This window comes from Rhizobium sp. BK289 (assembly GCF_014193575.1).
GTDB classification, from domain to species: domain Bacteria; phylum Pseudomonadota; class Alphaproteobacteria; order Rhizobiales; family Rhizobiaceae; genus Rhizobium; species Rhizobium tropici_C.
Genome location: NZ_JACHZO010000014.1, coordinates 126,272 through 152,513, shown reverse-complemented (window position 1 = coordinate 152,513; position 26,242 = coordinate 126,272). Strand labels below are relative to the sequence as shown.

The window sequence follows — 26,242 nt, the reverse complement described above, 5'->3', positions numbered from 1 at the left end:
AACAAGCGTATCATCGGCGGCCGGCGGCCGTCAACTTCCTTCCTTCTACGCCTTCCTTCCAGCCTCGACCGGCTTACACCCTGTGGCCCACCTCCCTCATGGTGCGGCGGATCGGCAGCAGGTCGATCCTGATCACGGATTTCAGCAAGCCCCGGCTTCCACCCGGCGCCAATAGCATGACCCCGATGGCGGGCAGGCTGAGGACAATGGAATAGAGCGAGCCGATATTGCCCATGGTCTCGCGAAGCAGGAAATAGATCGCCACGCCAATGATCGGGCCTTCGAGCGTGCCGATGCCTCCGAGAATGACGGCGAAGAGGATGATCGCTCTTGCCGCTTGCCTTGAGCCTTGGTTAGAGGACGACGCGCTCTCCCATCGCGGCCGACCGCTTGACGGCCTCAATGACTTTCAATGTCTCCAAGCCTTCGCGGCCGCTGACTAAAGGAGCTTCCTCGCCCCGAATGACGCTGCAGAACTGACGGATCTGCAGGACAAGCGGGTCCTCGTTTTCGAATGCGGCTCTATCGCGCTCAAATGCCTCCGTCCAGCTTCGCTTTTCGGCATTGCTCCATATTTCGAGCGACGGCACGGCCAGAGATCCGTGTGTTCCGCCGATCATGTAGCAAATCTCCTGAGTTTTCGGGTAAGCGGGATTTTCTCCCGTCGTCATCTCCCAGCTCCACGGCGCCACAACGGAATCGGACACGGAAGCAGTACCGAGAACACCACTTTTGAATTCTATGAGGATAACAGCGGTTTCCTCGACGGCATTGCTTCGCACTGCGTTGGATTCACGGGCCTGCACGGCGTGTATATCGCCGCAAAGGAAACGGAGATTGTCGATGTCGTGAATTAGGTTGAGGAAGACCGGCCCTGCCCCGCGCTCTCGCCGCCAGGGAATGTCAAAGTACTCGTCCGGCTTGAACAGCCAGAACATCGCATTCACGATCAGGATCCGACCGAGCGTCCCGCTGTCGATGATCTCTTTTGCTTTCTGCATCATCGGATTATGCCGGCGGTGATGTCCCGTCAGGAGCGCCACACCTTTTGCTTCAGCCATTCGCACAAGCTTCTCGCCTGCCGCGATATCGTCCGCGATGGGCTTTTCGATCAGCGCCGGGACGCCCGCCTCCACGGCTTCCAACCCATTTTGAACATGCACCTGGTTCGGCGTCGCGACGATGACTCCGTCGGGACGCTCGGAATTCATCATGTCGGCAAAACTGGGGAACCATCTGACACCAGCCTCGCCGGCGATCGCTTGGCCGACTGGCGTGGGATCCACAACTGCCGTCAGCTCTGCAGCCGGCTCTTCCAGCACGTGCCTGATGTGACGCTTGCCGATCAGCCCCGCCCCAAGGACTGCCAGCTTGACCCGGTTCGCCATCGCTATCAGTCCATTTTCTCAGCCTTGAGCATGGTCGCAACTCTGCGGATGCCGAGTTGATAGCCTTCGGTGCCGAGACCAGCGATGACGCCGTCGGCGCGGTGGGACACGAAGGAGTGATGGCGAAAACTCTCACGCTTGTGGACGTTGGAGATATGGATCTCGATGACGGGACCTTCAAAGGTATTCAGTGCGTCGAGGATAGCGAGCGAAGTGTGAGTGAACGCGGCCGGGTTGATGACAATGCCAGCGCCGTCCTCGCGCGCCTGGTGAATCCAGTCGATGATCTCGTATTCGCGGTTGCTTTGATGGAAACGGATCTCGTGTCCCAGCTCCGACGCCAACTTTCGGCAGTCCGCCTCGACGTCAGCCAATGTCTCGTGCCCGTAGATATGTGGCTGGCGCTTGCCGAGGAGGTTGAGGTTTGGTCCGTTGAGAACGTAGATGAGGCTCATTGCATTTGTCCTTGTTGAGCGTTGCCGGGATCAGGCGAACGCTATGTCCTGAAACGCGAAGTTTGGATCGGATTCGTAGAGATCTGCGCGAAGGCCAAGCCGGCCGGCTTCCAGTGCGGAAGCCGCGACGTCGCGCGCAGCTTCGAGCACCGATTTCAGCAGTTCTCGCTTGACCTCCGGAGGGCGGCCTGGGGCCATGCGTACGATTATCTGCACAAAGTGGTTATCGGGATGCTCGTCGCCGACGCAGGAGATGGTGGCTTCTCTGGCGAAGGTGCGGACCACGGTTGGCTTGACCAGCCCTCCGTCGCGGACCCGGCGATGAACCGCGCGGGTCAGTTCGTCGATGGCGACGCGTTCCGCTGCGCCTCGGCTGTAGTCGATGATGATATGCGGCATGGAGTAATCCCCCCGATCACGCTGTCACTCGGCACAGCTCATCGAAATGGCGCGACATTCGTTCCGTGTCGGGTGACAGGCCTGTGAAAAGCTCGAAAGCTGCGGCCGCTTGAAACACGGTCATTCCGCCGCCTGGAAGCGTCCGGCACCCCTTCTGCTTTGCCAACGCAAGGAGCTCGGTCACCAACGGCATATAGACGATATCGGCCACCCAGTGACGATGCCCTATCCAATCTGGATCTATCGGAAGCCCAGGATGGCTTGGCATACCAGTCGGCGTGGCGTGGATCAGGCCATCTGCGGTGGCGAGGGCGGCGCGCACGTCTCTGATCGGCCTTGCGACCTCTCCTGAAAACCTCTTGTTGAGCTGATCGGCGAGAGTAGAGGCCCGGCGCTCGTCTTGATCAAAAATCGAGAGGCTTTCTATGCCGAGTTTCACGGCAGCGTGCGCGACGGCCACCCCAGCGCCACCGGCGCCAAGCAGAACAGCATGAGCCTTCGCGACGTCGGGCAAGCCGCGCTCGAAATTCTTGTAAAAGCCATACCAGTCGGTGTTGTGTCCGATCCGCTCGCCATTCTGAAGCACGACCGTGTTCACGGCTCCAAGCATCTCGGCATCTTCGGACAGGCGCGTCAGGTGAGGCAGCACGGTCTGTTTGCACGGATGGGTGATGTTGGTTCCCGCAAAGCCGCGGCTTTCCAGCTCGTTCAGGAGATCCGGCAGCGCGGAAGGAGGCAATCCGCGCACTGCCAAGTCCACGAGTTCGTACTCATAATCAAGCCCCAGGTGGCGGCCTTCCGTTTCATGGAGCGCCGGCGACTTTGACATCTGGATGTCGGCGCCGATGAGGCCGACCAGGAATTTGCTGTTGTCCATGTCTTTGCCCGATCAGTGATGCGCAAGGATTTCGCCGAGAAATGCCCTTGTCCGGTCATGCTTGGGGTTCTTGAAGAAGGTTTCGGGCTCCGCCTCCTCGATGATCTCTCCGGAAGCCATGAAGATGACCCTGTCAGCGACTTGCCGGGCGAAGCCCATTTCATGGGTCACGCAGATCATCGTCATGCCGTCTCTTGCGAGGCCGATCATGGTGTCGAGAACCTCCTTGACCATTTCGGGATCCAAGGCGGAGGTGGGCTCGTCGAAAAGCATCGCCTTCGGCTCCATGCATAGGGCACGCGCGATGGCGACGCGCTGCTGCTGTCCGCCGCTGAGTTGCGCCGGATATTTTTCCGCCTGATCGAGGATGCGGACGCGCTCGAGATACTTTCGCGCCAACTTCTCTGCGTCGGCCCGGCTTGCGCCCCGCACTCTCATGGGCGCAAGCGCGCAGTTTTGCAGCACGGTCATGTGCGGGAAGAGATTGAAGTTCTGGAAAACCATTCCGACTTCGCGTCGAATGGCGTCGACCGCCTTGGTGGTGCCGTCCAGCAGTTGACCTTCCACCACGATCTTGCCGCCCTGAATCAATTCAAGCGCGTTGATGCAACGGATCAAGGTGGACTTGCCGGAACCGGACGGTCCGCAAAGGACGATCTTCTCTCCCTTGCAAACCGACAGATTGATGTTCTTCAGGGCGTGGAAGGCGCCGTACCATTTCTCCACTTTATCAAGGGATATCAAGGTCGACTGGTCGTTGGGGGAATTGAGCACGGCGCCCTCCATTTATGCTTTACTTGACCGTAAACGGGATGTTGGGGATGGATTCAGGGAACTTGGGAAGATCGATTGCCATCCACTTCTTGGTGATGGCCGCGAGTTCGCCGTTGCCTTTGATCTTGTCGAGGAAGGCATTGACGGTCTCGTTCCAGTCCTTCTCGCCGAGTCGCGTTCCCACGCCGTTGTAAGTCGTCAGGAAGTCGATCTTTCGTTCATACGTGCCGGCACTGGCCGCATCGAGCCTCTGCCCATAGAACTGATTGCCGCCCACTGCCTTTACCTGTCCGGAGATCAGGGCCTGGATGGTGGCCGCGTCATCGTCGAAGCGGCGAATGGTGGCCGTCGATCCGACCGCGTCGGTTACGGCCTTGTCCTGCGAGCTGGACTTCGGTACGCCTATTTCCCAACCAGCCAGGTCGGCCGGCGATTTCACGGTGTCGGCTTTGGCGGCATAAAGCGAAATCGTGTTGGCCGCATAAGGTTTGCTGTACTGGATCGACTTGGCGCGCTCTTCCGTCATCGCCATCGTGGCGAAGAGAATATCGACCTTGCCGGTCGTCAGCGCGGGAATACGGTTCGCTACCGCGAGCGGTTGGAACTGGACTTTCACGCCGAGTTCCTTGGCAAACAGCGTTGCCACGTCGGCGTCAAAGCCGTCCTGTTTGCCGCTCGAGTTCACAAAGCCCCAAGGCGCGTTGTCGCCCTGGATGCCGACGACCAGCGTTCCCTTCGACTTGATCTCCTCGACAGATGCCGCGGTCGCTGTCGCAGCGCCGACGACGGCGAAGGTAGCGGTCGCCAGCGCTAGACCGAGAAATTTCCTACGATTGGTATTCATTGCACTTTCCTCCTCTTGTGCTGTTTACTTCTCCCGAAGCAGGCTTAGCGGGCGGCTTTTGCCATCCGTTTCTCAAGGCCGCTTCCGACATGGGAAAGAGGCCAGCAAATTACGAAGTAGATTATTCCGACGATCCCGAAGACGAGCAGCGGGCGGTAGGTCTGGTTCGATATGATCTGGCCAGCCCGGGTCAGCTCGATGAAGCCCACGATCGCTGCGAGCGACGTCCCCTTGATGAGCTGCACAAGAAAGCCGATGGTCGCAGGCATCGAGATCTTCAAGGCCTGAGGCAGAACCACGTCCTTCATTCGGGAGACGTAATGCAGGCCAAGAGCGTTAGCGGCTTCGGTCTGCCCTTTGGGAACGGCTTCAATCGAGCCACGCCATATCTCGCCGAGGAAGGCGCTCGCGTGAAGAGTGAACGCGATCGCGACAGCGACCCAGGCGTTGACGTCGATGCCGAGAAGGGCGACGCCGTAATAGACGACAAAGAGCTGCATCAGGAGCGGCGTGCCTTGGAAGAGCGCGATGTAGCCAGATGATGCAAGCCGGGCGAACCGATGCTTCGACGTGCGCACAAGCGCAATCAAAATGCCGAACACGCCGCCGCCAATGAAACCGATAATTGCCAGCAATACGGTCCACTTCAGACCCTGCAGCATGAAGAACAGCTCGTTTTCGCCGATGGGACCCATAAGCGCCTCCTATCGAGTCGGATAATTGAAATAGGAACGGGAGATCAGGGCGAAGATTCCCATCATCAGGCTCGAGATCACCAGGTACATTCCGGTCACGGTGAAGTAGACTTCGAAGCTTCGGAACGTATCTGACTCGATGCGTTGCGCCGCGGATGTCAGCTCATATGCGGCGATCGAGGTGCACACCGACGTGGTCAAGGTCAGCATCACGAATTGGCTCGTCAAAGACGGGTAGATTGCTCGCAGTGCCGGCTTGAGAACGATGAGCCGGAAGACGTCGGCCTTGTGCAGCCCGAGCGCAAAACCAGCTTCGATCTGTCCCTTGTTGATGCTCTCAACGCCGCCGCGGATGATCTCGATGGCGTAGGCGCCTCCGTTGATCCCCAGCGCGATGATCGCGGTGACCGTCGGGTTCAGGCGGATGCCCATCAGCGGAAGGGCGAAGTAGATAAAGAAGATCTGCACAAGGAACGGCGTGTTGCGGACGACTTCGACGAACGCGATCACGGGAGCACGAACCCACGCGTCCTTCGAGGTTCTTGCTGCAACGCCCAAGATTCCGATCACGAGAGCGAGCAGCATCCCCGCGAAGGCGAGACCCAGCGTTCCAAGCGAACCCCAAAACAATTCCGGGGCGCGGTCGAAGACCGCGCCAAAATCAAACTTGTAACCCATATATTGGCCTCCTCCACTCGGCGCGGCTTTCGCCTCGCCGGCGCCGGGATCACTGATCCGGCTTAAATACTCGTAAGGCTCCTTCGAACAGGCGTTTCAAATGCTCCTCCGCGTCTGCCGAGCCTGAAAGAGGTACTTCGACCGAGATCGATGCGGCCCCGTCGGCTATTTCAACCAGTTCACCCAACGGCAATTCGCCCTCGCCGGGAGCAAGGCGCTTGCCTCGGGCCTCCGCGATCATGGCCTCGGGGGTGCTCGGAGCGGGTCCGGCGACGTCGCACAACTGGACGTGCTTGACCCTGTCGATCTCGGCGCGCAGCGACGTCAACGTTCCGCCGTTCCTGAAGAAATGCACTCCATCAACGAGTGCGCCGGCATTGGGCGCGCCGCTCGATTTCAGGAGATTGACGCTGTCAGCGAAGCTTCGGACCGTCCGCCAACCCATGTTCTCGATATCAACAGCCAATCCATAGCCGCTTGCAAGGCCGCAGAATTCGGTGAAGTTCGACTGCAGCCTGCTCTGTTCCGGATCGTCGCCACACACGCTCAGACGCTTGGCTCCGATGTTGGCAGCCACAGCCACTATGGGTTCCAGAGACGAGGCGTTGAACGAGGGATCGATGACAAAGAACTCGATATCGAAGACCTCGAGCGCTTCACCGCGCAATACGGCTTTCAACTCTTCCGCAGCGCGACCGCCGACCGGCAGCTCGTAGTAGGGCGCTCCAGGAAACGCGGGATTCAGCCTCAGTCCAATCCTGGAGAAGCCCGCCGCCGCCGCGGCCTTCGCAAAATCGCTCGGCATCAGGGAGATGGCGGAGAAGTGCGCAACGCCAATCTTCTGTTCCGATCTTGATCCAGACGCCACCATCACACGATCCCTTTCGTCGCGAGGTGGTTTCGAAGGTTCGTCCCCGTGCGGTGGATGTGCTGTCGCAGTTTCTCGCAGGCGTATTCCATATCCCGCGCGACCGCTCCTTGCGCGATCTCGCTGTGCTCCTGTCCGACGTTCCGGTCGCCGGAAGTCCTGATGAGGAAGACCCGGCGATATCGGTCGTTCAGGTTGAGCAAGAGGCCGCAGAAATGCAACAGAAGCGGCTTGCCGCAACCGGAAATGAGCGTGAGATGGAATTCCCGGTGAAGCGTTTCCCATTGCTCTAGCGTCTCCGGCCGTGAGGCATCTCGTTCCGTGCGGTTCAGGCGATGGAGCGAGCGCATTATATTGCCCTCCCACTCGACATCGCCGATGCGCATGGATTCCCGCAGCGCGAAGACTTCGAGCTCTTCGCGCAGCGTCGTGATTTCTTCCAGATTCGCCAGCGAGATCGGCGCTACGCGATAGCCACGGTTGTCCTGAAACTCCACCAGGCCGTCGGAAATCAGGCGTGCAAGCCCCTCCCTCAGAGGGCTTAAACTGACATTGAACGTACGGCGCGCCTTGTCGAGATTGATCTTGCTGCCGGCCTCCAGCTCGCCAGAGATGATCGCCTCGCGCAGCCGCGACGCCAATTGGCTTCCGATGGTGTTCTTGCCATCATCGGCAAAACCCGCGGACCCCGTCTCCTCGTCTGTCAGTGGCACAGAGGCGCTGTCGTCGCTCGAGCTCATCCCTGCTCCCTGGCAATTTCGATCAACTGTCGATGATCGATATGATAAACGATTATTTGTGTCAACGAAAAACGTAATCAGGGCCGTTATGGCAGCTGCGATCCGTATATTTAGTGAATTTAAGTAAGTATTTTCAGATATTTAATATCATGTCCAGCCAATTCCTCCTCATTCGAAGGGAAAAGCCGTCGTAACATTCATTGACAGATAATCGATTATTCTAAATAGTCAGAGCCATTGGGAGGTAGCCCTATGGCCATAAAAACCGAAAGCGAGTTGACGCCTGCCGTCCTCGCGGCGATGAACAAAACCGAGGATCCACGTCTGCGAGAAATCCTCGTCGCAATGGTAAAGCATCTCCATGCATTCGTGCGGGAGGTAAGATTGTCCGAAGTCGAGTTCCGCGAAGCTACGGCGATACTCAACGAGATCGGACAACTGCAGACGGACAGCCACAACGAGTTTGTTCTCATGGCCGGATCTCTCGGCGTATCCTCGCTGGTTTGCCTTTTGAACAACGGCGACGGTGGCCAGACGGAGACGTCGCAGTCTCTTCTCGGCCCGTTCTGGCGCCTGAACTCTCCCCGTGTCGAAAACGGCGGTACGATCATCCGCTCCGACACGCCGGGCACGCCACTCTATGTCCGCGCCAGGGTAATAGACCGGGACGGCAGGCCGATCGCGGGTGCGGAGGTCGACGTCTGGCATGCTTCTCCCGTTGGGCTCTATGAAAATCAGGATCCCGATCAGGCTGAGATGAATCTTCGGGGCAAGTTCACCACGGATGCCGACGGCCGCTTCTGGTTCAGCACCGTGAAGATGGTCGGATACCCGATCCCGGTCGACGGCGTCGTCGGCCGATTGCTAAAGGCGCAGGGACGTCACCCGTACCGACCAGCGCATCTTCACGCCCTGATCTTCAAGCAGGGATACAAGACGCTGATTTCCCAGGTCTTCGATCCAAGCGATCCGCACATCGATTCCGACGTTCAGTTTGGAGTGACGGCAGCCCTGACTGGCGACTTCGTCCGCCATGACGAACCGCATCCGTCCGAGCCGGGCGTCTACGGCCCCTGGTTCTCACTCGACTACACTTACGTCATGGAGCCCGGCGAAGCCGTGCTGCCGCGTCCACCCATCAAATGACCAACGACAGAGCCGAACCGATGATCACAGAACAGGAACGCCGAGAGGCGGCCAACGCCCTTCTGAAGGCGGAAACCGAGCGCAAGCCAATCGTTCAACCGAGCAAGACCTACCCCGGTCTGGAGCTTGAAGATGCCTATAAAATTCAAGCGCTCTGGGCGGAGGCTCGGACTGCTAGGGGTGCTCGGGTCGTCGGTCACAAGATCGGCCTTACGTCGCGCGCGATGCAGATGGCATCCAAGATGACCGAGCCCGACTATGGCGTCATCCTCGACGACGCCCTCTACAACGACGGAGCGCAGATCAAGGCGGACCTCTTTATCAAGCCCCGCCTCGAAGTCGAGCTCGCTTTTGTGATGGGCGAGGATCTCGAAGGCCCCGGTACGCGGATCTACGACGTGATGAGGGCGACTGAATTCGTCGTCCCGGCTCTCGAGATCATCGACTATCGCACCGAGGTTCCGAGGGCGATCACCGACACGATCGCCGACAATGCCGCTTTTGGGGCGATCATTGTAGGAGGTCGCATCATTCGACCGATGGACATCGACATCCGCTGGGTGGGAGCCACCCTCTCGAAGAACGGCATCATCGAGGAATCCGGTGTTTCTGCAGCGATCATGGGCCATCCGGCAGCCGGGATCGCGTGGTTGGTAAACAAGCTCCATGCGGTGGGCGCCGGTTTGAAAAAGGGGCAGATCGTGCTGGCCGGCTCCTTCACCCGCCCGGTGGATATAGCCCGAGGCGACGTGATCCAGGCCGACTACGGCCCCGTCGGCTCAATCGGCGTCTCGTTCGTGTGAGGATCTAATGGAACTCCCCGTCAACAGGTTCAAGCGAAAACTCCTGGCCGGTCAAAGTCAGATCGGATTGTGGTGTGGCCTCCCGGGCAGCTATGCAGCGGAAATCGTCGCACCATCCGGTTTCGACTGGTTGCTTTTCGATACCGAGCATTCTCCCAGCGATGTCCTCACTGTGCTTCCACAGCTGCAGGCGGTCGCGCCATACGACGTCGCCCCGGTGGTGCGCCCGGCCTTCAACGACCCCGTATTGATCAAGCGCTTTCTGGATATCGGTGCCCAGACGCTTCTCATTCCCTATGTGCAGAATGAACAGGAGGCGAAGGCGGCCGTGGCCGCCGCGCGCTACGCACCGCGAGGCATTCGCGGCGTCTCCGCCCTCACCCGCGCCACCCGTTTCGGGCGCGTGCCGAACTACGCGCAGACCGCCGAACAGGAGATCTGCCTCTTGCTGCAGATCGAGACACGAGAGGCGCTCGATCAGCTTGAAGCCATTGCAGGGGTCGACGGAGTAGACGGGATCTTCATCGGTCCGGCGGACCTCGCCGCCAGCCTCGGCTATCCCGGCCAACCGGGACATCCCGAGGTAGTTTCGGCAATCGAGAATGCGATCGAGCGCTTGAAAGCCGTCGGTAAGCCGTCGGGCATCCTGACGCCTGACGAGAAGTTTGCGGCTCGCTGCATTTCGCAGGGAACGCTGTTCACGGCAGTCGGCGTCGATGTTGCCCTCCTTGCCAGAGGATCGGAAGCACTTGCGTCCAGGTTTTCGCGCTAGAGCCGGATGTCGTGCGAAAACCGCCTACACTTTCGGCATCACGCTCTAGGGAGACATAGCATGTTCGCTTTGGAACAGGTTCGGTCGGAGATAGCGCCGACTGGAACCATTAGAGCTGCGGTTAATATGTCGAACGCAGCTTTGATTCGCTGGGATGAAAACGCAGGCGCCTTAGTAGGCCCTAGTGCGGAAATTGCGGGTAGGATCGCCCACGAACTTGATCGCGAGCTTTCGCTGATACCATACGGATCGGCCGCAGATATTCTTTCCGCCGCGGACGGCGACGAGTGGGACATCGCCTTCATCGCGTCTGACCCATCGAGAACCGATCGCTTCAGCTTCTCGCCTCCCTACATCTCGGTCGAGGCCACCTATCTGGTTCCAGTGGCGTCACCCTGCCGAACGGCGGACGAGCTCGATTCCAAGGGAATTCGCATCGCTTCCGCGCGTAGCGCAGCCTATACAAAGCAGCTTGAGCGAATACTCAAGCGAGCCACGGTACTGCATGTCGACAGCCCCGCGGCCGCCCTCGATTTTCTCGCCAACCGAGAATGCGACGCGGCGGCCGGACTGACCGAATTCCTCTTCAATGCCTCGGAGCGGACGAAAGGCTTCCGGGTGGTAGATGGGGTATTTTCGCGAATTCCCCAGACAATCGCGGTGCGCAAACGGGCCACTAGTGCCTCGCACTTCTTCGCTGACTTCGTGCGGCGGCTCGGCGGCGCGGATATCGGGGGAGAAAAAGGCAGCATCAGTGAAGGACTTCCCTGAGGCCTGCCGTAGATGCGTAACGCCAATTTCGCTCGTCCTAAGGAAAGAAGGCACCTATCCGAGCCGGCTTAAGCCGAATCCCTTCCATAAGGCCTGAGGCAGAGCAGTTCGCCAGTCTATCACTTACCAGGTAAGGAGAGGACGGGAAGAGCCATAGGAACCCGTTGCCGACCCGCTTGGTGCTAACTGGTTGTCCCGCTGGACTCTCTCTGCCCATCGCCGACGGTCGGCCGCCTTGTCTTTGGCGGGATCTGCCGACTTGCTCAAGGCCGCACGACCGGATTGCCCGCCGGTTCCGCCGATCGTCGAGCAGGAAGCACAGAAAACGGCGGGAACAATAATCATAACACCTAAGGCAACCGCCCTCGTGAACCCATAATAGATCGGCGGCATGGACATCCCTAATGCTCCCTTTGACCATCTGTAACGAAGAGAGATGTTATGCGATTTCACATCGGGCGAAAACTAGGGGCTGTTCGGACCGCCTGACGGAAGGCTCCCGTCGCCTGGCCACGCAAGTTCTCCGGCATTTGGATGACCGCGTCCGTTGGTAAGAGATAGCGCCGTCCCGATACTCCCTAGGCATTGCGCGACAGAGAGTGGCCCCACCGGCGGTCATCAAGCACGGCATGAGACGCATTTCTTTTGCCTACCATCGCGACGGAATAGAAAAGTGAATCCCAGAGAAGCGCACGCCGGAGCACACACTTTCTAGAAAAAAGATAAGGATACTCTAGTTTGGCGTAACCTTGTTTCGGAGAGCATGATGAAGATCACAAGACGAGCTTTCACTGCGGTCGTGGCCGGTGCAATCGCGGCACCGCTGGTGGATATTCGAATGGCGAACGCGGCTGACAAGGTCCTGCGTATCGGCTATCAAAAATATGGAACACTGGTGCTTCTCAAGGGCAAAGGAACGCTGGAAAAGAAACTCGGAGCGATCAACTACAAGGTTGAATGGGCAGAGTTTCCTGGCGGTCCCCAGCTCCTTGAAGCGCTGAATGCGGGTGCTGTCGATTTCGGATCGACCGGCGAAACTCCGCCGATTTTCGCCCAGGCCGCGAACGCTCCGCTCGTCTACATTGCGCATGAGCCGCCTGCCCCGCGAGGCGAAGCCATTCTTGTCCAGAAAGATAGCCCCATAAAGTCCGTTGCAGACTTGAAGGGTAAGAAAGTCGCCCTCAACAAAGGATCGAACGTGCACTATCTGCTCGTGAAAGCCCTTGAAGAAGCTGGCTTGACCTATAAGGACGTGGAGCCATCCTTTCTCGCACCAGCAGACGGCCGCGCGGCCTTCGAAAGGGGCGCAGTCGATGCATGGGTCATATGGGATCCCTTTCAAGCAGCGGCGGAAGTGGCGCTTGAGGCGCGAGAGCTTAGAAACGGTGAGGGCATCGTTCCCAATCACCAGTTCTATCTCGGCACCAACGCGCTGGTCGACAATCACGCCGGGGCCGTTGACGTCCTGATCGAGGCTATTTCCGAGATTGACGCATGGACCAAGTCCGACACCGCGGCGGCTGCCGCGGAACTATCCCCGTCGGTCGGCATCCCGCAACCTGTCCTCGTGAAAGCGCTGGAGCGTCAATCCTATGGCATCAGCAGCCTCGACGAGTCCGTCGTGGCACAACAGCAAGCCATCGCTGACGCCTTTTTCGAACTCAAGCTCATCCCCAAGAAGGTGACGGTCGCAGACGCTGTACGCAGGAACAAGGCATAGCGCCGTCTTCAAGGCCCCGATAGTCGTTCAAGCGAGAAGGTTGGTCGCCGTCTCGCTTGACGTTCAAGCAAGCCATCTCTCGCTCTGCGGCATTACGCTGTGTTGATTTCCATCTGAAAAGGACCGATTGCGCGTTTCGCACCAATTCATACGGATCCTTTTAATTTCGTGGAATCCTTTTACCCGCCGCAATCTCATTGATGGCGCCAACTGTTGTAGTTTGGGATGAAGCCGGCAATCCGCTGAGGACGTAGAGGTCAGCAAGCCTCGGTCTAAACTCAGCCACTGGGCAAAGTCTCCGGCCATTCCTGCGAGCCATGAAGGACGCGAAGGACACGAACTGCAGTCTCCGTAATGACATATGCCGCGATATAGGGCGTTCCGTTGATCACCAGTTCGCGCGTCTCTGCAATTCTTCCAATCCGGCCGCTTGCGGGAAAGTCGATCAAGCGGCGAGTGGCAGCCATCATCCTTTCGTCGATCATGACAGCGGCTGAAGGATTATCTGCCTCTATATATGTGAATATGGCGTCGCGATCCAATAGAGCGAACGCAGACCGCGTCAGCTTCACGATTTGCGGGCGTCCACTTTGAGACGCGCGGTCGATCGGCGCTCAGCGAAATGTGCCTCGACCTCATCATCCGAAATGTCACGACGAGTGTCGTTCAGCGCTTCCAGCACCTTTGTGCGAAACCAACTGTCGTGAGCTTCGCTGCCCGAAAAGAGTTCAAGTGGCAACGCACCTTCATTAGCCGTCCGGGTGAGTAGGATGCGCACCGCGTCCGATACCGTTAGCCCCATGCTCTCAAGGACGGCGGAGGCTCGATCCCGAACGTCAGCATCGATGCGTGTTTGGACAAGTGCGTTTGCAGCCATGGTTATCTCCACATTCAACAAAAATGTAATGCATTTGAATGACAAAATCCATAGCGAGGTTTGGACCCTCACGGGGCGTTGTTACGTTGTCTGCGGCCTAAACGCTTGGCGCGATAGTTGCAGGGGATGGGCAGCTCTTATTCGTCCGAGCCGCCGTGAAGATTGGATCGTCAATCATGCCGCTCCAGGAAACTTGAAACCGTCTTCAGGCAAAGATCCTTCTCTTCGACATGCGGCATATGGCTTGAATTTTCAAAGAGCACCCACTCGCAACCCCTTACGCCATCGACATAGGGCTTGACCACCAGCGGCGTCGCCTCGTCATATTTGCCCGAGATCAGCAAGGTCGGCGCCTCGATGAGGGCAAGCCTGTCTTCGATCGTCCAATCCTTCATCGTGCCGATGACGTGAAACTCCGTCGGGCCGTTCATGTTGCGGTAAACGGTATTGTCTTCGTCCATGGTGGCGAATGTGCGGGCAACCTCCTCCGGCCAGGGCACGACGCGACAGACATGGCGATCGTAGAAGACGCGGGAGGCGGCGATATATTCCGGATCGGTGATCGTGCCGGCCCGTTCGTGCCTTAGCAGCGTGTCCTGCACCTCCTGCGGCAGCTCCTCGCGAAGACGGTTCGCTTCCGCGACCCAGGTGTGCATGTTGGCCGGCGAATTGGCGATCACCAGCGCCTTCAGCCCCTTCGGTCGACGCACCGCATGTTCGGCACCCAGCATGCCGCCCCAGGACTGACCGAGAAAGGCGTAGCGATCCTGAATGCCGAGATGCTTCAGCAGTGTATCCAGCTCATCCAGGAAAAGCGCCGGCGTCCAGAAGTCGGGACCCTTGTCGAGCAGGCGCGTGGACTTGCCGTTGCCGAGTTGATCATAGTGGACGACGGCGCGGCCATCGATTTCGGCAATGCCTTTGAAGCTGTCGACATAGTCATGAGTGCAGCCCGGCCCGCCATGGGCGACGACGAGCGGCAGCCTGCCGGAATCGAGCGATCCGGTGATGCGGTACCATGTCCGGTATTCGCGAAAGGGCAGAAAGGCTTCCTGCGTCGGGGTTGCGGCCACGTGTCTCTCCATCTCCAGGCTTCGACGGAGCAGACCATAACGCGACCGAAACGGGTGCGGCAGCTATCAGAAGTTATAGGATGGTTGCGCTTCCAGCAGCCGATAATGCGTGGCGCGGACGACCGCCTGCGTGCGGTTCTTGGCGCCCAGCTTCTTTGCCGCGGCGTTCAAATGCATGACGACCGTCGGCACCGAGCGATCGATGATGCGGGAAATCTCCTTGGCGGAATAGCCCTCGGCGGAATAGCGCAAGCACTCCCTCTCGCGCTCCGTCAGCCGGATCTTGCCGACGCTCAGCGCTGCGGTATCGAAGAGCGAATAGGCCGTCTCGTGAAAGACATGCGCCAGCAGGTTGAAATCGGCAATGTAGCGCAGGGCATCGCGCTCGAACTCCTTGTTGGCACCGAAGCGAATTCCGGTGACCGTCGCATAGTCGCCGCGCGGCATGTGCACCGGCACGGTGACGCCTGTCGACATGTCGCGCTCGCTCAGGTAGCGCGCAACGGGAACCGTATCCTCGCTCATGAAACGCTTGATCAGCGTATCGGCATCGGGATCATAATTCCAGAAGAACGGCGCCGAAGTGCGTAGCGCCACCTGCTGCACGGGATCAATGCGGAAATAGCCGCGATCGAACCAGTATTCATACATGTCGTCGGAGATGTTCCTGAGCTTCAGAAGCGAAGGGATCATGATCTTGCCGTCGAGGTCATAGGGCACCGGCGAATAGTCGTAGATCAAGGCCTCGAACCCGATTGCCTTCATGCCCTCGAAGATATGGTCGATGCGGCCGTCCAGCGTCTGATGCGCCGTGAATTGGCGCCTGATGGTTCCGATTTGATCGAACATGCAGCGGTTCCCGTCTGTGCCTGCGCCCCAACCTATCACTTCTTATAGCTGGTGCCGAGCGCGGTTTAAGGTAAAAATTTAGCCATGCTCAAATATTGAGCAAGCAGAATCTTTCGCCGGAGTTGTCAATGTGGCGTGAAATTGAGCCCGAGGCGCGGCATGTCGTCGAGGTCGATGGCTACAAGGTGGTCGCCTACAGCTTTGGCAGCGGACCGGAAACGGTCTTCTGCCTGAACGGCGGCCCTGGCCTGCCCTGCGACTATCTGCGCGAGGCACACTCCTGCCTGATCGATAGGGGATACAGGGTCGTTGCCTTCGACCAGCTCGGCACCGGCGCCTCAGACCGCCCGGCCGACAAGGGTTTATGGACCATCGGCCGTTACGTGGAGGAGACTGAAACCGTCCGCAAGGCACTCGGTCTCGGTAAAGTCCACATGCTCGGTCACTCCTGGGGCGGCTGGCTGGCAATCGACTACGCGCTGACCTATCCCGAGAACCTCAAGACGCTGATCCTCGAAGATACCGTCGCCGACATGCCGCATCTGATTTCCGAACTGGAGCGGCTGCGCGCGGCACTCGGGCCGGAAACGGTCGCCATGATGCAAAAGCACGAGGCACAGGGCACCTATAATCACCCCGAATATCTCGCCGCCGTCACCATCCTCAACTACCGCCATGTCTGCCGCCTGCCGGAATGGCCGGCACCTGTCCGCCGTTCGCTCGACGATTGGAACATGGGTCCCTATGAGACCATGCAAGGGCCGAACGAATTTCTCTATATCGGCAATCTCAAGGATTGGAACCGCATTCCGGACCTTCCGCAGCTTACGATGCCGGTGCTGATCACCGCGGGCGAACATGACGAGTTGACGCCGGCCTGTGCGCTCAGGATGAAACTTGCCTTGAAGGATGCCGAACTCAAGGTCTTCGCCAACGCCAGCCACATGCCTTTCTATGAGAACCCGCAGGACTACTATCCGGCACTTCTCGACTTCCTGTCGCGGCATAGGGCAAGCTGATGCAAGCTAAGGTGATCCAATCCCATCGACGACAAGGGGGCGATCGCCGCTATGCATCGCTATAAATTCGTATTGACGCGACCGCTGCAGTTCCTGCCTGTCCTTTTCGGCATCAGCGTCATCACCTTCGTTCTGGTCCGCCTCATTCCCGGCGATCCCGCGCGCAATATCCTCGGCACGCGCGCCACCCCGGTCGCACTTGCCAGCATTCGCGCGCAATACGGCCTCGATCAGCCGATGTGGCTGCAATATTTCTATTTCATCAAGAATCTCGGCAATGGCGAGATGGGCAAATCGATCCTCTACAAGATCGACGTGCTGCCGCTGATTTCGACCCGGATCGAGCCGACCGTCGCGCTGGTCGTCTCGAGCGTCATCCTGTCGATCCTGATTGCCGTGCCGATGTCGGCGATTGCCGCGCGCAATGTCGGCCGCGCACCGGATCACATCGTGCGCGTCGTCTCGACTTTCGGCATCGGCTTTCCGCCCTTCTGGCTGGGGCTGATGCTAATCATCCTGTTCAGCGTCCAACTCGGGATGCTGCCGGTCTCGGGCTATGGCTCCACCATCGGCGAGAAGATCGCCCATCTCATCCTGCCGGCCCTGACGGTTGCGCTGTCGCTTTCGACCGTGCTCACCCGCAGCCTGCGGGCAGCAATGATCGAAGCGCTGAAATCGGATGTGGCGACGGCGGCCCGTGCCCGCGGCATGCCGGAAGGCATCGTCTTCTGGCGGCATGTCGTGCCGAACTCGCTGGTGCCGACGATCAACCTGCTCGCCGTCAATATCGGCTGGCTGATCGGCGGCACGGTCGTCGTCGAGAGCGTCTTTGCCTTGCCCGGCATGGGCCAATTGCTGGTGCGCGCCATCTTCTCGCGCGATTACATGGTCGTCGAGGGTGTTGCGATGGTATTTGCCTGCGCCACGGTGCTGGTCAACTTCCTCGCCGATATCGTCACGGTCGCCGTCGATCCGCGGGTGAAGCTATGAGCATCGACACGACAGCGACGGCCTCCCCTGGCTGGAACAGGTTTTTGGGGAAGCACCTGACGCTGACGCTCGGCGGCGGCATCCTTCTGTTTTTCCTTCTTCTGGCAATCTTGGCGCCACTTGTCGCGCCCTATGACCCGATCTTCCAGAATGCCGACATGCGCCTGCAGGCGCCGTCGTTCCTGCATCTGTTCGGCACGGATAATTTCGGACGAGACATTCTTTCGCGCGTCATCTGGGGTACGCGCATCGATCTGCAGATCGCCGTCATCGGCGTGCTCTTCCCGTTTCTGATCGGCACTACGGTCGGCACCATCGCCGGCTTCTTCGGCGGCATTGTCGACGCGCTCTTCATGCGCATCGTCGATATCATCCTCGCCTTCCCGTTCCTGGTGCTGATGCTGTCGATCATCGCCATTCTGGGGCCGGGGCTGAGCAGCTTCTATATAGCCATGGCCTTGGTCGGCTGGGTCTCCTACGCGCGCCTGATCCGCGCGCAGATGCTGGTGCTGAAAGGCAGCGATTATGCCGTCGCCGCCGTTAGCCTCGGCTTCAGCCGGCCCAGGATCATGTTCCGCCACCTGCTGCCGAACGCCATTGCAGGCTCGATCGTCTTTTCCATGTCGGATGCCGTGCTGGTGCTGCTGAGCGGTGCAGCCGTCAGCTATCTCGGCCTCGGCGTTCAGCCACCGCTTGCCGAATGGGGCGTCATGGTGGCGGAAGGCCAAAGCTTCATCACCACGGCCTGGTGGATCACGCTGTTTCCCGGCCTTTCCATCGTGTGCCTCGCCTTCGGCTTCAGTATGCTGGGCGATGCGCTCGGCGAACTGCTCGGAGTGCATGAATGAGCGAGCCCGTCCTCTCCGTCCGCGACCTCGTGGTCAAGGCCCGTCTCGACAACGGCGCCCGCACGCTGATCGACGGCGTCTCGCTCGATCTTGGCAGGGGCGAGATACTTGGCCTTGTCGGCGAGAGCGGCTCGGGCAAGAGCCTCCTGTGCCGTTCGCTGGTGCGGCTGCTGCCCTCATCGCTTCTGAAAATCGACAGCGGTTCCATCCGTCTCGAAGGACGGGAACTCACGGAAATCAGCGATGCCGAGATGCTTGGGGTGCGTGGCGGCGAGATCGGCATGATCTTCCAGAATCCGACAAGCCATCTCGATCCCGTCATGCGCATCGGCGACCAGATCGCCGAAGGCATCCGCTACCATCAAGGTCTCAAGGCACGCGAGGTGCGCACAGCCGCGACCGAGATCCTTGAGCAGGTCGGCTTTCCTGATCCCAAAAGACAGTATGACAGCTATCCGCACGAGTTTTCCGGCGGGATGCGCCAGCGTGCCATGATCGGTGTCGCACTCTCCTGCAGCCCTAATATCCTGATCGCCGACGAGCCGACGACGGCGCTCGATGTCACCATCCAGGCGCAGATCCTGCGGCTCCTGATCGACATTCGCGACAAGCGCGGGCTTTCGATCATCCTCATTACCCATGATCTCGGCATCGTCGCCCAGACGTGCGACAGGATCGCCGTCATGCGCAGCGGCCGGTTGCTCGAACAGGGTCCCAAAAGGACGATCCTCAGCCGGCCTGAAAATCCCTATACGATCGATCTGATCAACAGCCATCCTTCCCTGCCCGACGAAGCTGCAACGCAATCGGAGCCAGCCAGGCCGAAAACGTCAGCCAAGCCGCTGCTCGAAATCGATGACCTGTGTGTCGACTTCAGGGTCGGCGGCGGTTTCTATAGGGGCAGCGGCGCAAAGACGGTCAGCGCTGTTTCCGGCGTCAGCCTGCAGGTTAAGCCTGGCGAAACCATCGGCATTGTCGGCGAATCCGGCAGCGGCAAGAGCACGCTTGCCCGCGCCGTTCTCGGCCTCACCCCGATCTCCTCCGGCCATGTCACCTTCGACGGTGTCGACCTCACTCAGCAGAAGAGCGCTGGCCTCGCAAAGCTCCGGCGCGAAACCGCCATGGTCTTCCAGGACCCGTTCAACGCGCTGAACCCTCGGCTGACGATCGGCCAGACGCTTGCCGAAGTGCTGAAAGTCCATGGCAAGGTCGCGAAGGCAGACATTCCCGCACGCATCGGCGAGTTGCTCGATCTCGTCGGGCTTGAACGCGAATTCGCCGATCGAAAGCCGCGCAGCATGAGCGGTGGCCAATGCCAGCGCGCCGGCATTGCAAGGGCGCTTGCAGTCAATCCGAAGCTCATCATCGCTGACGAATGCGTCGCAGCGCTCGATGTCACCATCCAGGCGCAGATCATCGATCTCTTCCGTGAACTGACGCGCCGGATGAACCTGACCTTGATCTTCATCGCTCATGACCTCGCGATCGTCCGCGATCTCTGTGAGCGGACCGTGGTTATGTATCGCGGCGAGATCGTCGAGGAAGGCCGCTCGCAGGAGATCTTCTCTCGCCCGAAGCATGCCTATACCGCAGCGCTCATTGCAGCCATTCCCGATATCGATCCGGACAAGCCCTTGCACGGCGAACGCGATGCGGCAGCCGCAGGGCAGACCCAATCAGCCAAACGCATGCGATAACAACGAAGGGAACGAATTCATGATCAACAAATGGAAGACAATCGGGCTTGCCGCCATCCTGGCCGGCCTGACGCTGAGTGCGAGCTATGCCGAAGCCGCCGGCGTGCTGACCATCGGCCGCCGTGAGGATTCGACGACGTTCGATCCGATCAAGACGGCGCAGAATATCGACAACTGGGTGTTCTCCAACGTTTACGACGTGCTGGTGCGCGTCGACAAGACGGGCACGAAGCTGGAGCCGGGTCTTGCGGAGAGCTGGACGACCTCGGATGACGGCTTGACCTATGTCTTCAAGATTCGCGACGCGAAATTTTCCGATGGCTCGCCGCTGACGGCTGATGATGCAGCTTTCAGCCTGCTGCGTATCCGCGACGACAAGGCATCGCTCTGGAGCGACTCATACAAGGTGATCGATACCGCCGTCGCGACTGATCCGCACACGCTGACGATCAAGCTCAAGCATGCATCGGCGCCTTTCCTGTCGACGCTGGCGTTGCCGAACGCATCGGTCATCTCGAAGGCCGGGATGGAATCGATGGGGCCGGATGCCTATGCGGAAAAGCCGATCGGCTCGGGCGCCTTCTCCGTCGAGGAGTGGCGCCGCGGCGATCGCATCATCCTGAAGAAGAACCCGAATTTCTGGCAGGCCGACCGCGTCAAGCTCGACGGCGTCGAATGGATCTCGGTACCGGACGACAATACCCGCATGCTGAACGTGCAGGCCGGCCAGCTGGACGCCGCCATTTTCGTACCGTTCTCGCGCGTCGAAGAGCTGAAAAAGGATCCAAACCTCAGCGTGCTGATCGATCCTTCCACGCGTGAGGATCATCTGCTGATCAACCATGCCCATGGCGACCTCGGCAAGAAGGAAGTCCGCCAAGCCCTCGACATGGCAATCGACAAGAAGGCGATCGTCGATGCCGTTACCTTCCATCAGGGTACGGTCGCCAATTCCTACATTCCAAAGGGCGCCTTGTATTACTATGCGGATAATCCGCAACGCCCCTACGATCCGGAAAAGGCCAAGCAGATGCTTTCGGCAGCCGGCGTTTCCGACCTGACGCTGAATTACCTCATCCGCGCTGGCGATGAAGTGGATGAGCAGACGGCGGTCCTGGTGCAGCAGCAGCTCGCCAAGGCCGGCATTACAGCCAAGTTGCAGAAGGTGGATCCCAGCCAGGAATGGGACATGACCGTTGCTGGCGACTATGACATCTCGGTCAACTACTGGACCAACGATATCCTCGACCCAGACCAGAAGACGACCTTCGTCCTCGGTCACGATTCCAACAACAACTATATGACCAACTATAAGAATGATGCGGTAAAGGATCTCGTCGCCAAAGCGCGGCAGGAGCTGGACCCGAAGAAGCGCGAGCAGATGTATATCGACTTGCAGAAGATGGCGAAGGACGACGTCAACTGGATCGATCTCTACTACAGCCCTTATATCAACGTCGCGCGCAAGAACATCGATAACTTCCATCAGAATCCGCTCGGCCGCTTCTTCCTGGAGGACACCGTCAAGAATTGACATCTCAACGTCGAATCCCAAGCTCCGCTGTCGAAAGGCAGCGGAGCACTTTTTGTGCGCGATTGGTGTTGCTTCGGGGTGCCAAATACATGTTTCACCTGGTGATCCTCGACTTTTAATTCCAACAAAGTCGCGCAGAAAAGCATCTTGGCTACAGGCGCAGCAGCGTTGCCGTGTCACACCACAATGGCAATAGCACACACTCGGCCTGCATCGCTCTGCTTTGGGAAGCATTGGTAAACCGTAGTTCTCGAAAGAGATCCCATAGGCATCGATCTATTTGAATTTCATTCACAAAGCTGATTTTTGGAGAGGATGATAAATCGACGGGAACCACGATGCCGGGAAAGCTTCAGAGGGAGATTTTGGATATGTTGGCGCGTGGAGCCTCGGTCGTGGAGGCCGGAAACTACATCTGCGCTCATGCCGAACGACTCGTTCCCGGTGTGCTTTGTTCGATTGTCACCGTTGACCACCACGGCTTTTTGCATCCGCTTGCCGGGAACAGCATATCCAAGAACTACTGCGACGCTCTCGATGGAATAAAAATCGGACCAGGCGTCGGCTCGTGCGGCACGGCTGCTTTTGTGCGTCGCCCGATTGCAGTCAAGGATATTTTTTCCGATCCGCTTTGGGTTCCCTATCGAGCGCTTGCCGATATTCTTGCAAGCGAGCACGACGTCAGAGCTTGTTGGTCGAGCCCCATCCTCCAGAGCGATGGCCGCGTGCTCGGAGCCTTTGGATTTTACTATAAGCAGAATCGAGGACCCAGCCAGGAGGAACAAATGATTGTCGCTGAATGCGTCGATCTTTGTTCGCTGGTATTGGAGCGCGAGCATATAAAGGCCGAAAATCAACGTCTGGCCTATTTCGATCCGCTCACCGGACTTGGCAATCGCGCCAACTTCCTGAGAACGCTTGAGACTGTGGCGGATCGTTCCGCCGGACCCATAGCAATCCTGTTGGTGGATATCGATCATCTCGGTCGGCTGAACGACGCCTTTGGCCATGCGGCTGGAGACAAGTTGATCATTAAGGTCGCCCGTATGATCGCAGCGATCTGTGGGCCCGAGGCCGTCTTCAGAGTGGATGCGGATGAGTTCGCGATCGTCATTAAAGAAAACCCGGATGCAGAGCTCTCGAGGATTTCCGGGGAAATTTTGCGCTCGATGGAGCAGCGATCAGACTGGGCCGGAGAGCACGACACTCCGATCTCCGTGAGCTGTGGTGGTGCGGTATCGGACGCGTCCCGCCCCCCCGACGTGCCAACTTTTCTGCAACAGGCAAATCTGGCGCTGCAACATGCCAAGCAGACGGCGCGCGGAAGCTTCAGTCTGTACACAGAGGACCTCGCCGCAGCCCTTATGCAGCGGTTTCGGACCCTGCAATCCGTGAGAAGCGCATTGGCTGAAGATCGGATTGAGGCGCACTATCAGCCGATCGTCAGACTGGATACGCGAGAAATCGTAGGCCTGGAAGCTCTTTGCTGTGTTCGCACAAGAGAGGGAGACATTATCTCGGGTGGTATGTTCATGGACGCGCTGCAGGATATTTCCATGGGATATCTGTTGACGGAGCGGATGCTGGAGCAGGTTGTCGGTGACGTGAGATATTGGCTCGATGAGGCAATTCTGCCTCAACTTGTCAGCGTGAATGTCTCCATGGCGGATTTCGACCAAAGAAATCTATGCGCGCGCGTCAAAGGCATATTTTCTCCTCACAACGTCCCCCTTAAATCTATCGTGATCGAGGTTACTGAATCGGTCTACATGGATGAAAGGAACCGCTACGTCGCTCAGGCAATCGAGGAACTGCGCACTGCAGGATTACTTGTAGCTTTGGATGACTTCGGAACGGGCTACGCGTCTCTGACCCACCTCCTCGAGTTCCCCGTGGACGTGATCAAGATCGATAAAAGTTTTGTAGACCGAATATTGGATGACCGTGGCGAAACCATAATCAAGGCTCTGCTTGATATGGCGACCGGGCTCGGCGTACGGATAGTCGCGGAAGGTGTAGAGACTACAAAACAAGCACGCAATCTCGCGCGTTTGGGATGTTCATTTGCACAAGGGTATTTGTTCGGTCGCGCCGCCGACCGTCATAAAACCACGGAGCGATTACGGGCTGGGATGGCGAAGCGAGCAAGGTACATCACCGACCAACGCGCGCTCGGCAGCTGAAAGACCGCCAGCAAGTCTTCGACTTCCGCAGGCTCAAAGAGAACGGAAATAGAGCCGCACGATGCGGGCGATGATCTCGGCTGGCTATCTGCAAGCCGTGTTTCCTGCCCGCTGATCGTTTCGAGCAAATCATCCCCTGGCCGCTCATCATCCCGGTGAATGGATGAATTTTCTGCGACAGCAGCGAACGATTTGCTCTTGATGAGATTCATCCATGATATCAATCTGTGCAAACTTGGGATCGCGCAGGTTGCAATGTGGGACCCTGGGTCATTTTTCATCATGCACAGGCGGAACGGGAATCCTTGTTCAATCTTCACACATTTGGTCGCCTTCACCTCACGAACGATCTTGGCGATCTGTCGTTTCCAGACAAAGGCTTGTTGGCGATATGCTATCTGCTCGATACCAAACAGTTCGAGGCCAGCCGAACCGATATTGCGACCTTGCTATGGAGCGGTGAAGACCGCGCCGGACTGCTGGCCAATATGCGTCAAACCATCGCCCGCATCAAAAGCCGTCAGCGCGAACTTGGCGTCGACTTTCTGACCTTTACACCAACAACCGTCCGCGTTGAGGTCGAAACCCTGACCTCAGATCTGTCATTGTTCGACATCGCGGAGAACAATGAGCCCGTGCAGACACTGTATCGCTTGGCCGAGACCGTGAAGGGCGACTTTTTAGAAGGTTTCGAGCCGGTCAATACGCTGCTCGATGTCTGGGTGGAACAGAAGCGCGAAGCCATTTCCCATCAGTTTCTGCGCGTCTTCAAGCGGGCATTGGCGCCGATATCCGCGGCGGATGCGGACATGACGATCCGCAAGCTGGCCCTGCAGGTCTTCCGGCTACATCCGCACGACGAGGAGGTGCAGGCGTTTCTTCTCGAGTCGGGTGTCCACGATGGCCCACAGGATGGATCGGCTCTGCCCTTTGCCGCCAACGCACGTGCTGTCCGTTCGGATACCGAGACGGAATCGCTCTCCCTGCAACTCGCCAGTCGCATGTTCAACAAGCAGTTTGCGCAAGCCCGCGATTCGCTTCTGGCACGTCCTCCGCCCGTCGTCCCGCCCTATGGCGAGCGAAAACTGGATGCGCCGCGGTTGGCATTGCTGCCGCCGCAGAACGACAGCGAGAGTATCGTCGCAACGCTTGTCGCTGCTTCATTGATCGAGGATATCACCATCGGCTTTTGCAGCCTGAAGAGCGTTCGGGTGATTGCCCCGCACACCGCCGGACAGTTTTCCCGCGATCCAAACAAGGCGGCGGTCTTCGAGCGGCATGGTATCTCCTACATACTGGATACCCGCATCAGCTACGGCCAGGAGGTATCGCTCTTCGCGCAGCTGATCTTCTTTGCCAATGACGAAATCATCTGGGCCGAACGCTTCAGCCTTGATTCGTCGAATCTTACGCTACATAGGCGCGAACTCTCGAAGCGAATTGCGTTGATCGTTGCCTCTCACATCGAGCGCGATAGTCTGTCGCGCGCCTATTACGAAGCAAGCCCCGATGCCTATCACAGCTATCTTGTGGGACAGCGCCATCTGAAGGAACTGACCCTGCCCAATTTGCGCAGGGCGCGGCGGGAGTTCCGCGCCGCGTTACAGAAGAACCCACACTTCGCGCCGGCGCTCAGCGGCTTAGCGCGCACCTATACCAAGGAATGGCTGCTGACGATGCGAGGTGACGAGCAGCTGTTGGCCTCGGCTGCGGAGTTTTCCACCAAGGCGATTTCCGCCGGTGAGGACCTTGCGGGCGGCTACCGTGAACTGGGGATCGTAAAGTTGGCGCAAGGCGATATCGATGAGAGTGTCAACGCGCTGAATCTTGCCGAAACTCTGAGCCCTCATTACGCTGACATCATCGCGGATTATGCCGATACGCTGGTGCATGCCTCACGGCCGGCCGATGCGCTGAAAAAGATCGCCAATGCAATTGATCTCAATCCATTGGCTCCCGATACCTATCTCTGGACGGCCGCCGGCGCCAACTATTGTCTCTACCAATTCGAGACGGCATTATCCTATATCGCCATGATGCGTGATAGCGGCCTGGCCGATCGGCTGTCGGCCGCCTGCTGGGCAATGCTCGGCGATATGAAAAAAGCACGATCCTTTGTTCGCAATGTAAGAGCGACCATTCCCGATTTCGATGTGGACAAATGGCTATCCATGATCGTGCTGAAGGAACAGTGGCAGAAAGACCTGTACCGCGAAGGGCTGCGCAAGGCAGGATTTTGAAA

Annotated in this window: 27 protein-coding genes; 12 read left to right on the top strand and 15 right to left on the bottom strand. The window is 58.6% G+C overall.

The genetic code is table 11. From position 1 onward, the window contains the following. Positions 1-73: 73 nt before the first annotated feature. From FHT84_RS24260 to FHT84_RS24210, 11 genes are all read right to left on the bottom strand, one after another. Positions 74-265 carry a hypothetical protein gene (locus tag FHT84_RS24260; protein WP_183764431.1) on the bottom strand — a complete coding sequence of 64 codons (192 nt, stop codon included), beginning with the start codon at positions 263-265 and terminating at the stop codon, positions 74-76. An 88-nt stretch (positions 266-353) separates the two neighbouring features. Continuing rightward, a complete protein-coding gene (locus FHT84_RS24255) occupies positions 354-1,388 on the bottom strand; it encodes a Gfo/Idh/MocA family oxidoreductase (protein ID WP_183764434.1) in 1,035 nt (344 codons plus the stop codon). Between the two features lie 5 nt (positions 1,389-1,393). Continuing rightward, positions 1,394-1,843, bottom strand: a complete 450-nt coding sequence (gene aroQ / locus FHT84_RS24250; RefSeq protein WP_183764437.1) for a type II 3-dehydroquinate dehydratase — start codon at positions 1,841-1,843, stop codon at positions 1,394-1,396. Between the two features lie 30 nt (positions 1,844-1,873). After that, complete coding sequence (locus FHT84_RS24245) at positions 1,874-2,242, bottom strand: 5-carboxymethyl-2-hydroxymuconate Delta-isomerase (RefSeq protein ID WP_069610592.1); 369 nt, start codon at positions 2,240-2,242, stop codon at positions 1,874-1,876. Positions 2,243-2,258: 16 nt separating this feature from the next. Continuing rightward, positions 2,259-3,119, bottom strand: a complete 861-nt coding sequence (locus FHT84_RS24240; protein WP_113248708.1) for a shikimate dehydrogenase — start codon at positions 3,117-3,119, stop codon at positions 2,259-2,261. A 12-nt stretch (positions 3,120-3,131) separates the two neighbouring features. Continuing rightward, on the bottom strand, positions 3,132-3,905 hold the full coding sequence (locus FHT84_RS24235; RefSeq protein ID WP_162736913.1) for an amino acid ABC transporter ATP-binding protein: 774 nt from the start codon (positions 3,903-3,905) through the stop codon (positions 3,132-3,134). 7 nt (positions 3,906-3,912) lie between these two features. Further along, a complete protein-coding gene (locus tag FHT84_RS24230; protein ID WP_113248706.1) occupies positions 3,913-4,737 on the bottom strand; it encodes a transporter substrate-binding domain-containing protein in 825 nt (274 codons plus the stop codon). A 44-nt stretch (positions 4,738-4,781) separates the two neighbouring features. Next, positions 4,782-5,432 carry an amino acid ABC transporter permease gene (locus FHT84_RS24225; protein WP_069610596.1) on the bottom strand — a complete coding sequence of 217 codons (651 nt, stop codon included), beginning with the start codon at positions 5,430-5,432 and terminating at the stop codon, positions 4,782-4,784. 9 nt (positions 5,433-5,441) lie between these two features. Further along, on the bottom strand, positions 5,442-6,110 hold the full coding sequence (locus FHT84_RS24220) for an amino acid ABC transporter permease (RefSeq protein ID WP_113248705.1): 669 nt from the start codon (positions 6,108-6,110) through the stop codon (positions 5,442-5,444). Positions 6,111-6,159: 49 nt separating this feature from the next. Further along, positions 6,160-6,981, bottom strand: a complete 822-nt coding sequence (locus tag FHT84_RS24215; RefSeq protein ID WP_113248704.1) for a sugar phosphate isomerase/epimerase — start codon at positions 6,979-6,981, stop codon at positions 6,160-6,162. Beyond that, the gene (locus FHT84_RS24210; protein ID WP_113248703.1) at positions 6,981-7,718 is read right to left on the bottom strand and encodes a GntR family transcriptional regulator; all 738 of its coding nucleotides are present in this window, start codon (positions 7,716-7,718) and stop codon (positions 6,981-6,983) included. The genes FHT84_RS24215 and FHT84_RS24210 overlap by 1 nt, the downstream gene beginning before the upstream one ends. A 252-nt stretch (positions 7,719-7,970) precedes the next feature. Between FHT84_RS24210 and FHT84_RS24205 the strand changes: the two genes are divergently transcribed. The 5 genes from FHT84_RS24205 (at position 7,971) to FHT84_RS24185 (ending at position 12,930) form a co-directional block, all read left to right on the top strand. Further along, complete coding sequence (locus FHT84_RS24205) at positions 7,971-8,864, top strand: dioxygenase (protein WP_113248702.1); 894 nt, start codon at positions 7,971-7,973, stop codon at positions 8,862-8,864. A gap of 20 nt (positions 8,865-8,884) precedes the next feature. Then, on the top strand, positions 8,885-9,667 hold the full coding sequence (gene hpaH, locus FHT84_RS24200; protein ID WP_113248701.1) for a 2-oxo-hept-4-ene-1,7-dioate hydratase: 783 nt from the start codon (positions 8,885-8,887) through the stop codon (positions 9,665-9,667). A 7-nt stretch (positions 9,668-9,674) separates the two neighbouring features. Continuing rightward, positions 9,675-10,439, top strand: coding sequence for a 4-hydroxy-2-oxoheptanedioate aldolase (hpaI, locus tag FHT84_RS24195; protein ID WP_113248700.1), 765 nt, complete (start codon positions 9,675-9,677; stop codon positions 10,437-10,439). A 60-nt stretch (positions 10,440-10,499) separates the two neighbouring features. Beyond that, the gene (locus FHT84_RS24190; RefSeq protein WP_113248699.1) at positions 10,500-11,210 is read left to right on the top strand and encodes a transporter substrate-binding domain-containing protein; all 711 of its coding nucleotides are present in this window, start codon (positions 10,500-10,502) and stop codon (positions 11,208-11,210) included. 766 nt (positions 11,211-11,976) lie between these two features. Continuing rightward, positions 11,977-12,930 carry a sulfonate ABC transporter substrate-binding protein gene (locus FHT84_RS24185; RefSeq protein ID WP_113248698.1) on the top strand — a complete coding sequence of 318 codons (954 nt, stop codon included), beginning with the start codon at positions 11,977-11,979 and terminating at the stop codon, positions 12,928-12,930. A 278-nt stretch (positions 12,931-13,208) separates the two neighbouring features. Here the strand turns inward: FHT84_RS24185 and FHT84_RS24180 are convergent, their stop codons facing one another. The 4 genes from FHT84_RS24180 to FHT84_RS24165 all read right to left on the bottom strand — a co-directional run bounded on the left by FHT84_RS24180 (position 13,209) and on the right by FHT84_RS24165 (position 15,729). Continuing rightward, positions 13,209-13,502, bottom strand: a complete 294-nt coding sequence (locus FHT84_RS24180) for a type II toxin-antitoxin system RelE/ParE family toxin (protein ID WP_113248697.1) — start codon at positions 13,500-13,502, stop codon at positions 13,209-13,211. Continuing rightward, complete coding sequence (locus FHT84_RS24175) at positions 13,499-13,807, bottom strand: type II toxin-antitoxin system RelB/DinJ family antitoxin (RefSeq protein WP_113248696.1); 309 nt, start codon at positions 13,805-13,807, stop codon at positions 13,499-13,501. The genes FHT84_RS24180 and FHT84_RS24175 overlap by 4 nt, the downstream gene beginning before the upstream one ends. Positions 13,808-13,977: 170 nt before the next feature. Beyond that, positions 13,978-14,892, bottom strand: coding sequence for a proline iminopeptidase-family hydrolase (locus tag FHT84_RS24170; protein WP_183764440.1), 915 nt, complete (start codon positions 14,890-14,892; stop codon positions 13,978-13,980). Between the two features lie 54 nt (positions 14,893-14,946). After that, complete coding sequence (locus FHT84_RS24165) at positions 14,947-15,729, bottom strand: LuxR family transcriptional regulator (protein ID WP_169645283.1); 783 nt, start codon at positions 15,727-15,729, stop codon at positions 14,947-14,949. 128 nt (positions 15,730-15,857) lie between these two features. On the opposite strand from FHT84_RS24165, the gene FHT84_RS24160 reads away from it, so the two are divergent. The 7 genes from FHT84_RS24160 to FHT84_RS24130 all read left to right on the top strand — a co-directional run bounded on the left by FHT84_RS24160 (position 15,858) and on the right by FHT84_RS24130 (position 26,240). Continuing rightward, positions 15,858-16,748: a proline iminopeptidase-family hydrolase gene (locus FHT84_RS24160; protein ID WP_113248693.1), complete on the top strand. Its 891-nt coding sequence runs from the start codon at positions 15,858-15,860 to the stop codon at positions 16,746-16,748. Between the two features lie 51 nt (positions 16,749-16,799). Then, positions 16,800-17,738 (top strand): ABC transporter permease, encoded by a 939-nt coding sequence (locus tag FHT84_RS24155; RefSeq protein ID WP_183764443.1) that lies wholly within the window; start codon positions 16,800-16,802, stop codon positions 17,736-17,738. Next, a complete protein-coding gene (locus FHT84_RS24150) occupies positions 17,735-18,586 on the top strand; it encodes an ABC transporter permease (protein WP_113248691.1) in 852 nt (283 codons plus the stop codon). Before FHT84_RS24155 ends, FHT84_RS24150 begins: the two co-directional genes overlap by 4 nt. Next, on the top strand, positions 18,583-20,283 hold the full coding sequence (locus FHT84_RS24145) for an ABC transporter ATP-binding protein (protein WP_113248690.1): 1,701 nt from the start codon (positions 18,583-18,585) through the stop codon (positions 20,281-20,283). The genes FHT84_RS24150 and FHT84_RS24145 overlap by 4 nt, the downstream gene beginning before the upstream one ends. Positions 20,284-20,302: 19 nt before the next feature. Then, on the top strand, positions 20,303-21,817 hold the full coding sequence (locus FHT84_RS24140) for an ABC transporter substrate-binding protein (protein ID WP_113249059.1): 1,515 nt from the start codon (positions 20,303-20,305) through the stop codon (positions 21,815-21,817). Between the two features lie 338 nt (positions 21,818-22,155). Beyond that, positions 22,156-24,000 carry an EAL domain-containing protein gene (locus tag FHT84_RS24135; RefSeq protein WP_183764446.1) on the top strand — a complete coding sequence of 615 codons (1,845 nt, stop codon included), beginning with the start codon at positions 22,156-22,158 and terminating at the stop codon, positions 23,998-24,000. A 305-nt stretch (positions 24,001-24,305) separates the two neighbouring features. Continuing rightward, positions 24,306-26,240, top strand: a complete 1,935-nt coding sequence (locus FHT84_RS24130; RefSeq protein WP_183764449.1) for a hypothetical protein — start codon at positions 24,306-24,308, stop codon at positions 26,238-26,240. Positions 26,241-26,242: the final 2 nt, after the last annotated feature.

What these genes read in the sequence shown, in the direction of transcription:
- FHT84_RS24235 (WP_162736913.1), bottom strand. Translation starts at nt 3,905, where the DNA reads ATGGAGGGCGCCGTGCTCAATTCCCCCAACGACCAGTCGACCTTGATA.
- FHT84_RS24245 (WP_069610592.1), bottom strand. Translation starts at nt 2,242, where the DNA reads ATGCCGCATATCATCATCGACTACAGCCGAGGCGCAGCGGAACGCGTC.
- FHT84_RS24135 (WP_183764446.1), top strand. Translation starts at nt 22,156, where the DNA reads ATGCCGGGAAAGCTTCAGAGGGAGATTTTGGATATGTTGGCGCGTGGA.
- FHT84_RS24220 (WP_113248705.1), bottom strand. Translation starts at nt 6,110, where the DNA reads ATGGGTTACAAGTTTGATTTTGGCGCGGTCTTCGACCGCGCCCCGGAA.
- FHT84_RS24255 (WP_183764434.1), bottom strand. Translation starts at nt 1,388, where the DNA reads ATGGCGAACCGGGTCAAGCTGGCAGTCCTTGGGGCGGGGCTGATCGGC.
- FHT84_RS24190 (WP_113248699.1), top strand. Translation starts at nt 10,500, where the DNA reads ATGTTCGCTTTGGAACAGGTTCGGTCGGAGATAGCGCCGACTGGAACC.
- FHT84_RS24160 (WP_113248693.1), top strand. Translation starts at nt 15,858, where the DNA reads ATGTGGCGTGAAATTGAGCCCGAGGCGCGGCATGTCGTCGAGGTCGAT.
- FHT84_RS24185 (WP_113248698.1), top strand. Translation starts at nt 11,977, where the DNA reads ATGAAGATCACAAGACGAGCTTTCACTGCGGTCGTGGCCGGTGCAATC.
- hpaI (WP_113248700.1), top strand. Translation starts at nt 9,675, where the DNA reads ATGGAACTCCCCGTCAACAGGTTCAAGCGAAAACTCCTGGCCGGTCAA.
- FHT84_RS24230 (WP_113248706.1), bottom strand. Translation starts at nt 4,737, where the DNA reads ATGAATACCAATCGTAGGAAATTTCTCGGTCTAGCGCTGGCGACCGCT.
- FHT84_RS24165 (WP_169645283.1), bottom strand. Translation starts at nt 15,729, where the DNA reads ATGTTCGATCAAATCGGAACCATCAGGCGCCAATTCACGGCGCATCAG.
- FHT84_RS24145 (WP_113248690.1), top strand. Translation starts at nt 18,583, where the DNA reads ATGAGCGAGCCCGTCCTCTCCGTCCGCGACCTCGTGGTCAAGGCCCGT.
- FHT84_RS24215 (WP_113248704.1), bottom strand. Translation starts at nt 6,981, where the DNA reads ATGGTGGCGTCTGGATCAAGATCGGAACAGAAGATTGGCGTTGCGCAC.
- FHT84_RS24210 (WP_113248703.1), bottom strand. Translation starts at nt 7,718, where the DNA reads ATGAGCTCGAGCGACGACAGCGCCTCTGTGCCACTGACAGACGAGGAG.
- FHT84_RS24170 (WP_183764440.1), bottom strand. Translation starts at nt 14,892, where the DNA reads ATGGAGAGACACGTGGCCGCAACCCCGACGCAGGAAGCCTTTCTGCCC.
- FHT84_RS24150 (WP_113248691.1), top strand. Translation starts at nt 17,735, where the DNA reads ATGAGCATCGACACGACAGCGACGGCCTCCCCTGGCTGGAACAGGTTT.
- FHT84_RS24225 (WP_069610596.1), bottom strand. Translation starts at nt 5,432, where the DNA reads ATGGGTCCCATCGGCGAAAACGAGCTGTTCTTCATGCTGCAGGGTCTG.
- hpaH (WP_113248701.1), top strand. Translation starts at nt 8,885, where the DNA reads ATGATCACAGAACAGGAACGCCGAGAGGCGGCCAACGCCCTTCTGAAG.
- FHT84_RS24205 (WP_113248702.1), top strand. Translation starts at nt 7,971, where the DNA reads ATGGCCATAAAAACCGAAAGCGAGTTGACGCCTGCCGTCCTCGCGGCG.
- FHT84_RS24240 (WP_113248708.1), bottom strand. Translation starts at nt 3,119, where the DNA reads ATGGACAACAGCAAATTCCTGGTCGGCCTCATCGGCGCCGACATCCAG.
- FHT84_RS24155 (WP_183764443.1), top strand. Translation starts at nt 16,800, where the DNA reads ATGCATCGCTATAAATTCGTATTGACGCGACCGCTGCAGTTCCTGCCT.
- aroQ (WP_183764437.1), bottom strand. Translation starts at nt 1,843, where the DNA reads ATGAGCCTCATCTACGTTCTCAACGGACCAAACCTCAACCTCCTCGGC.
- FHT84_RS24140 (WP_113249059.1), top strand. Translation starts at nt 20,303, where the DNA reads ATGATCAACAAATGGAAGACAATCGGGCTTGCCGCCATCCTGGCCGGC.
- FHT84_RS24175 (WP_113248696.1), bottom strand. Translation starts at nt 13,807, where the DNA reads ATGGCTGCAAACGCACTTGTCCAAACACGCATCGATGCTGACGTTCGG.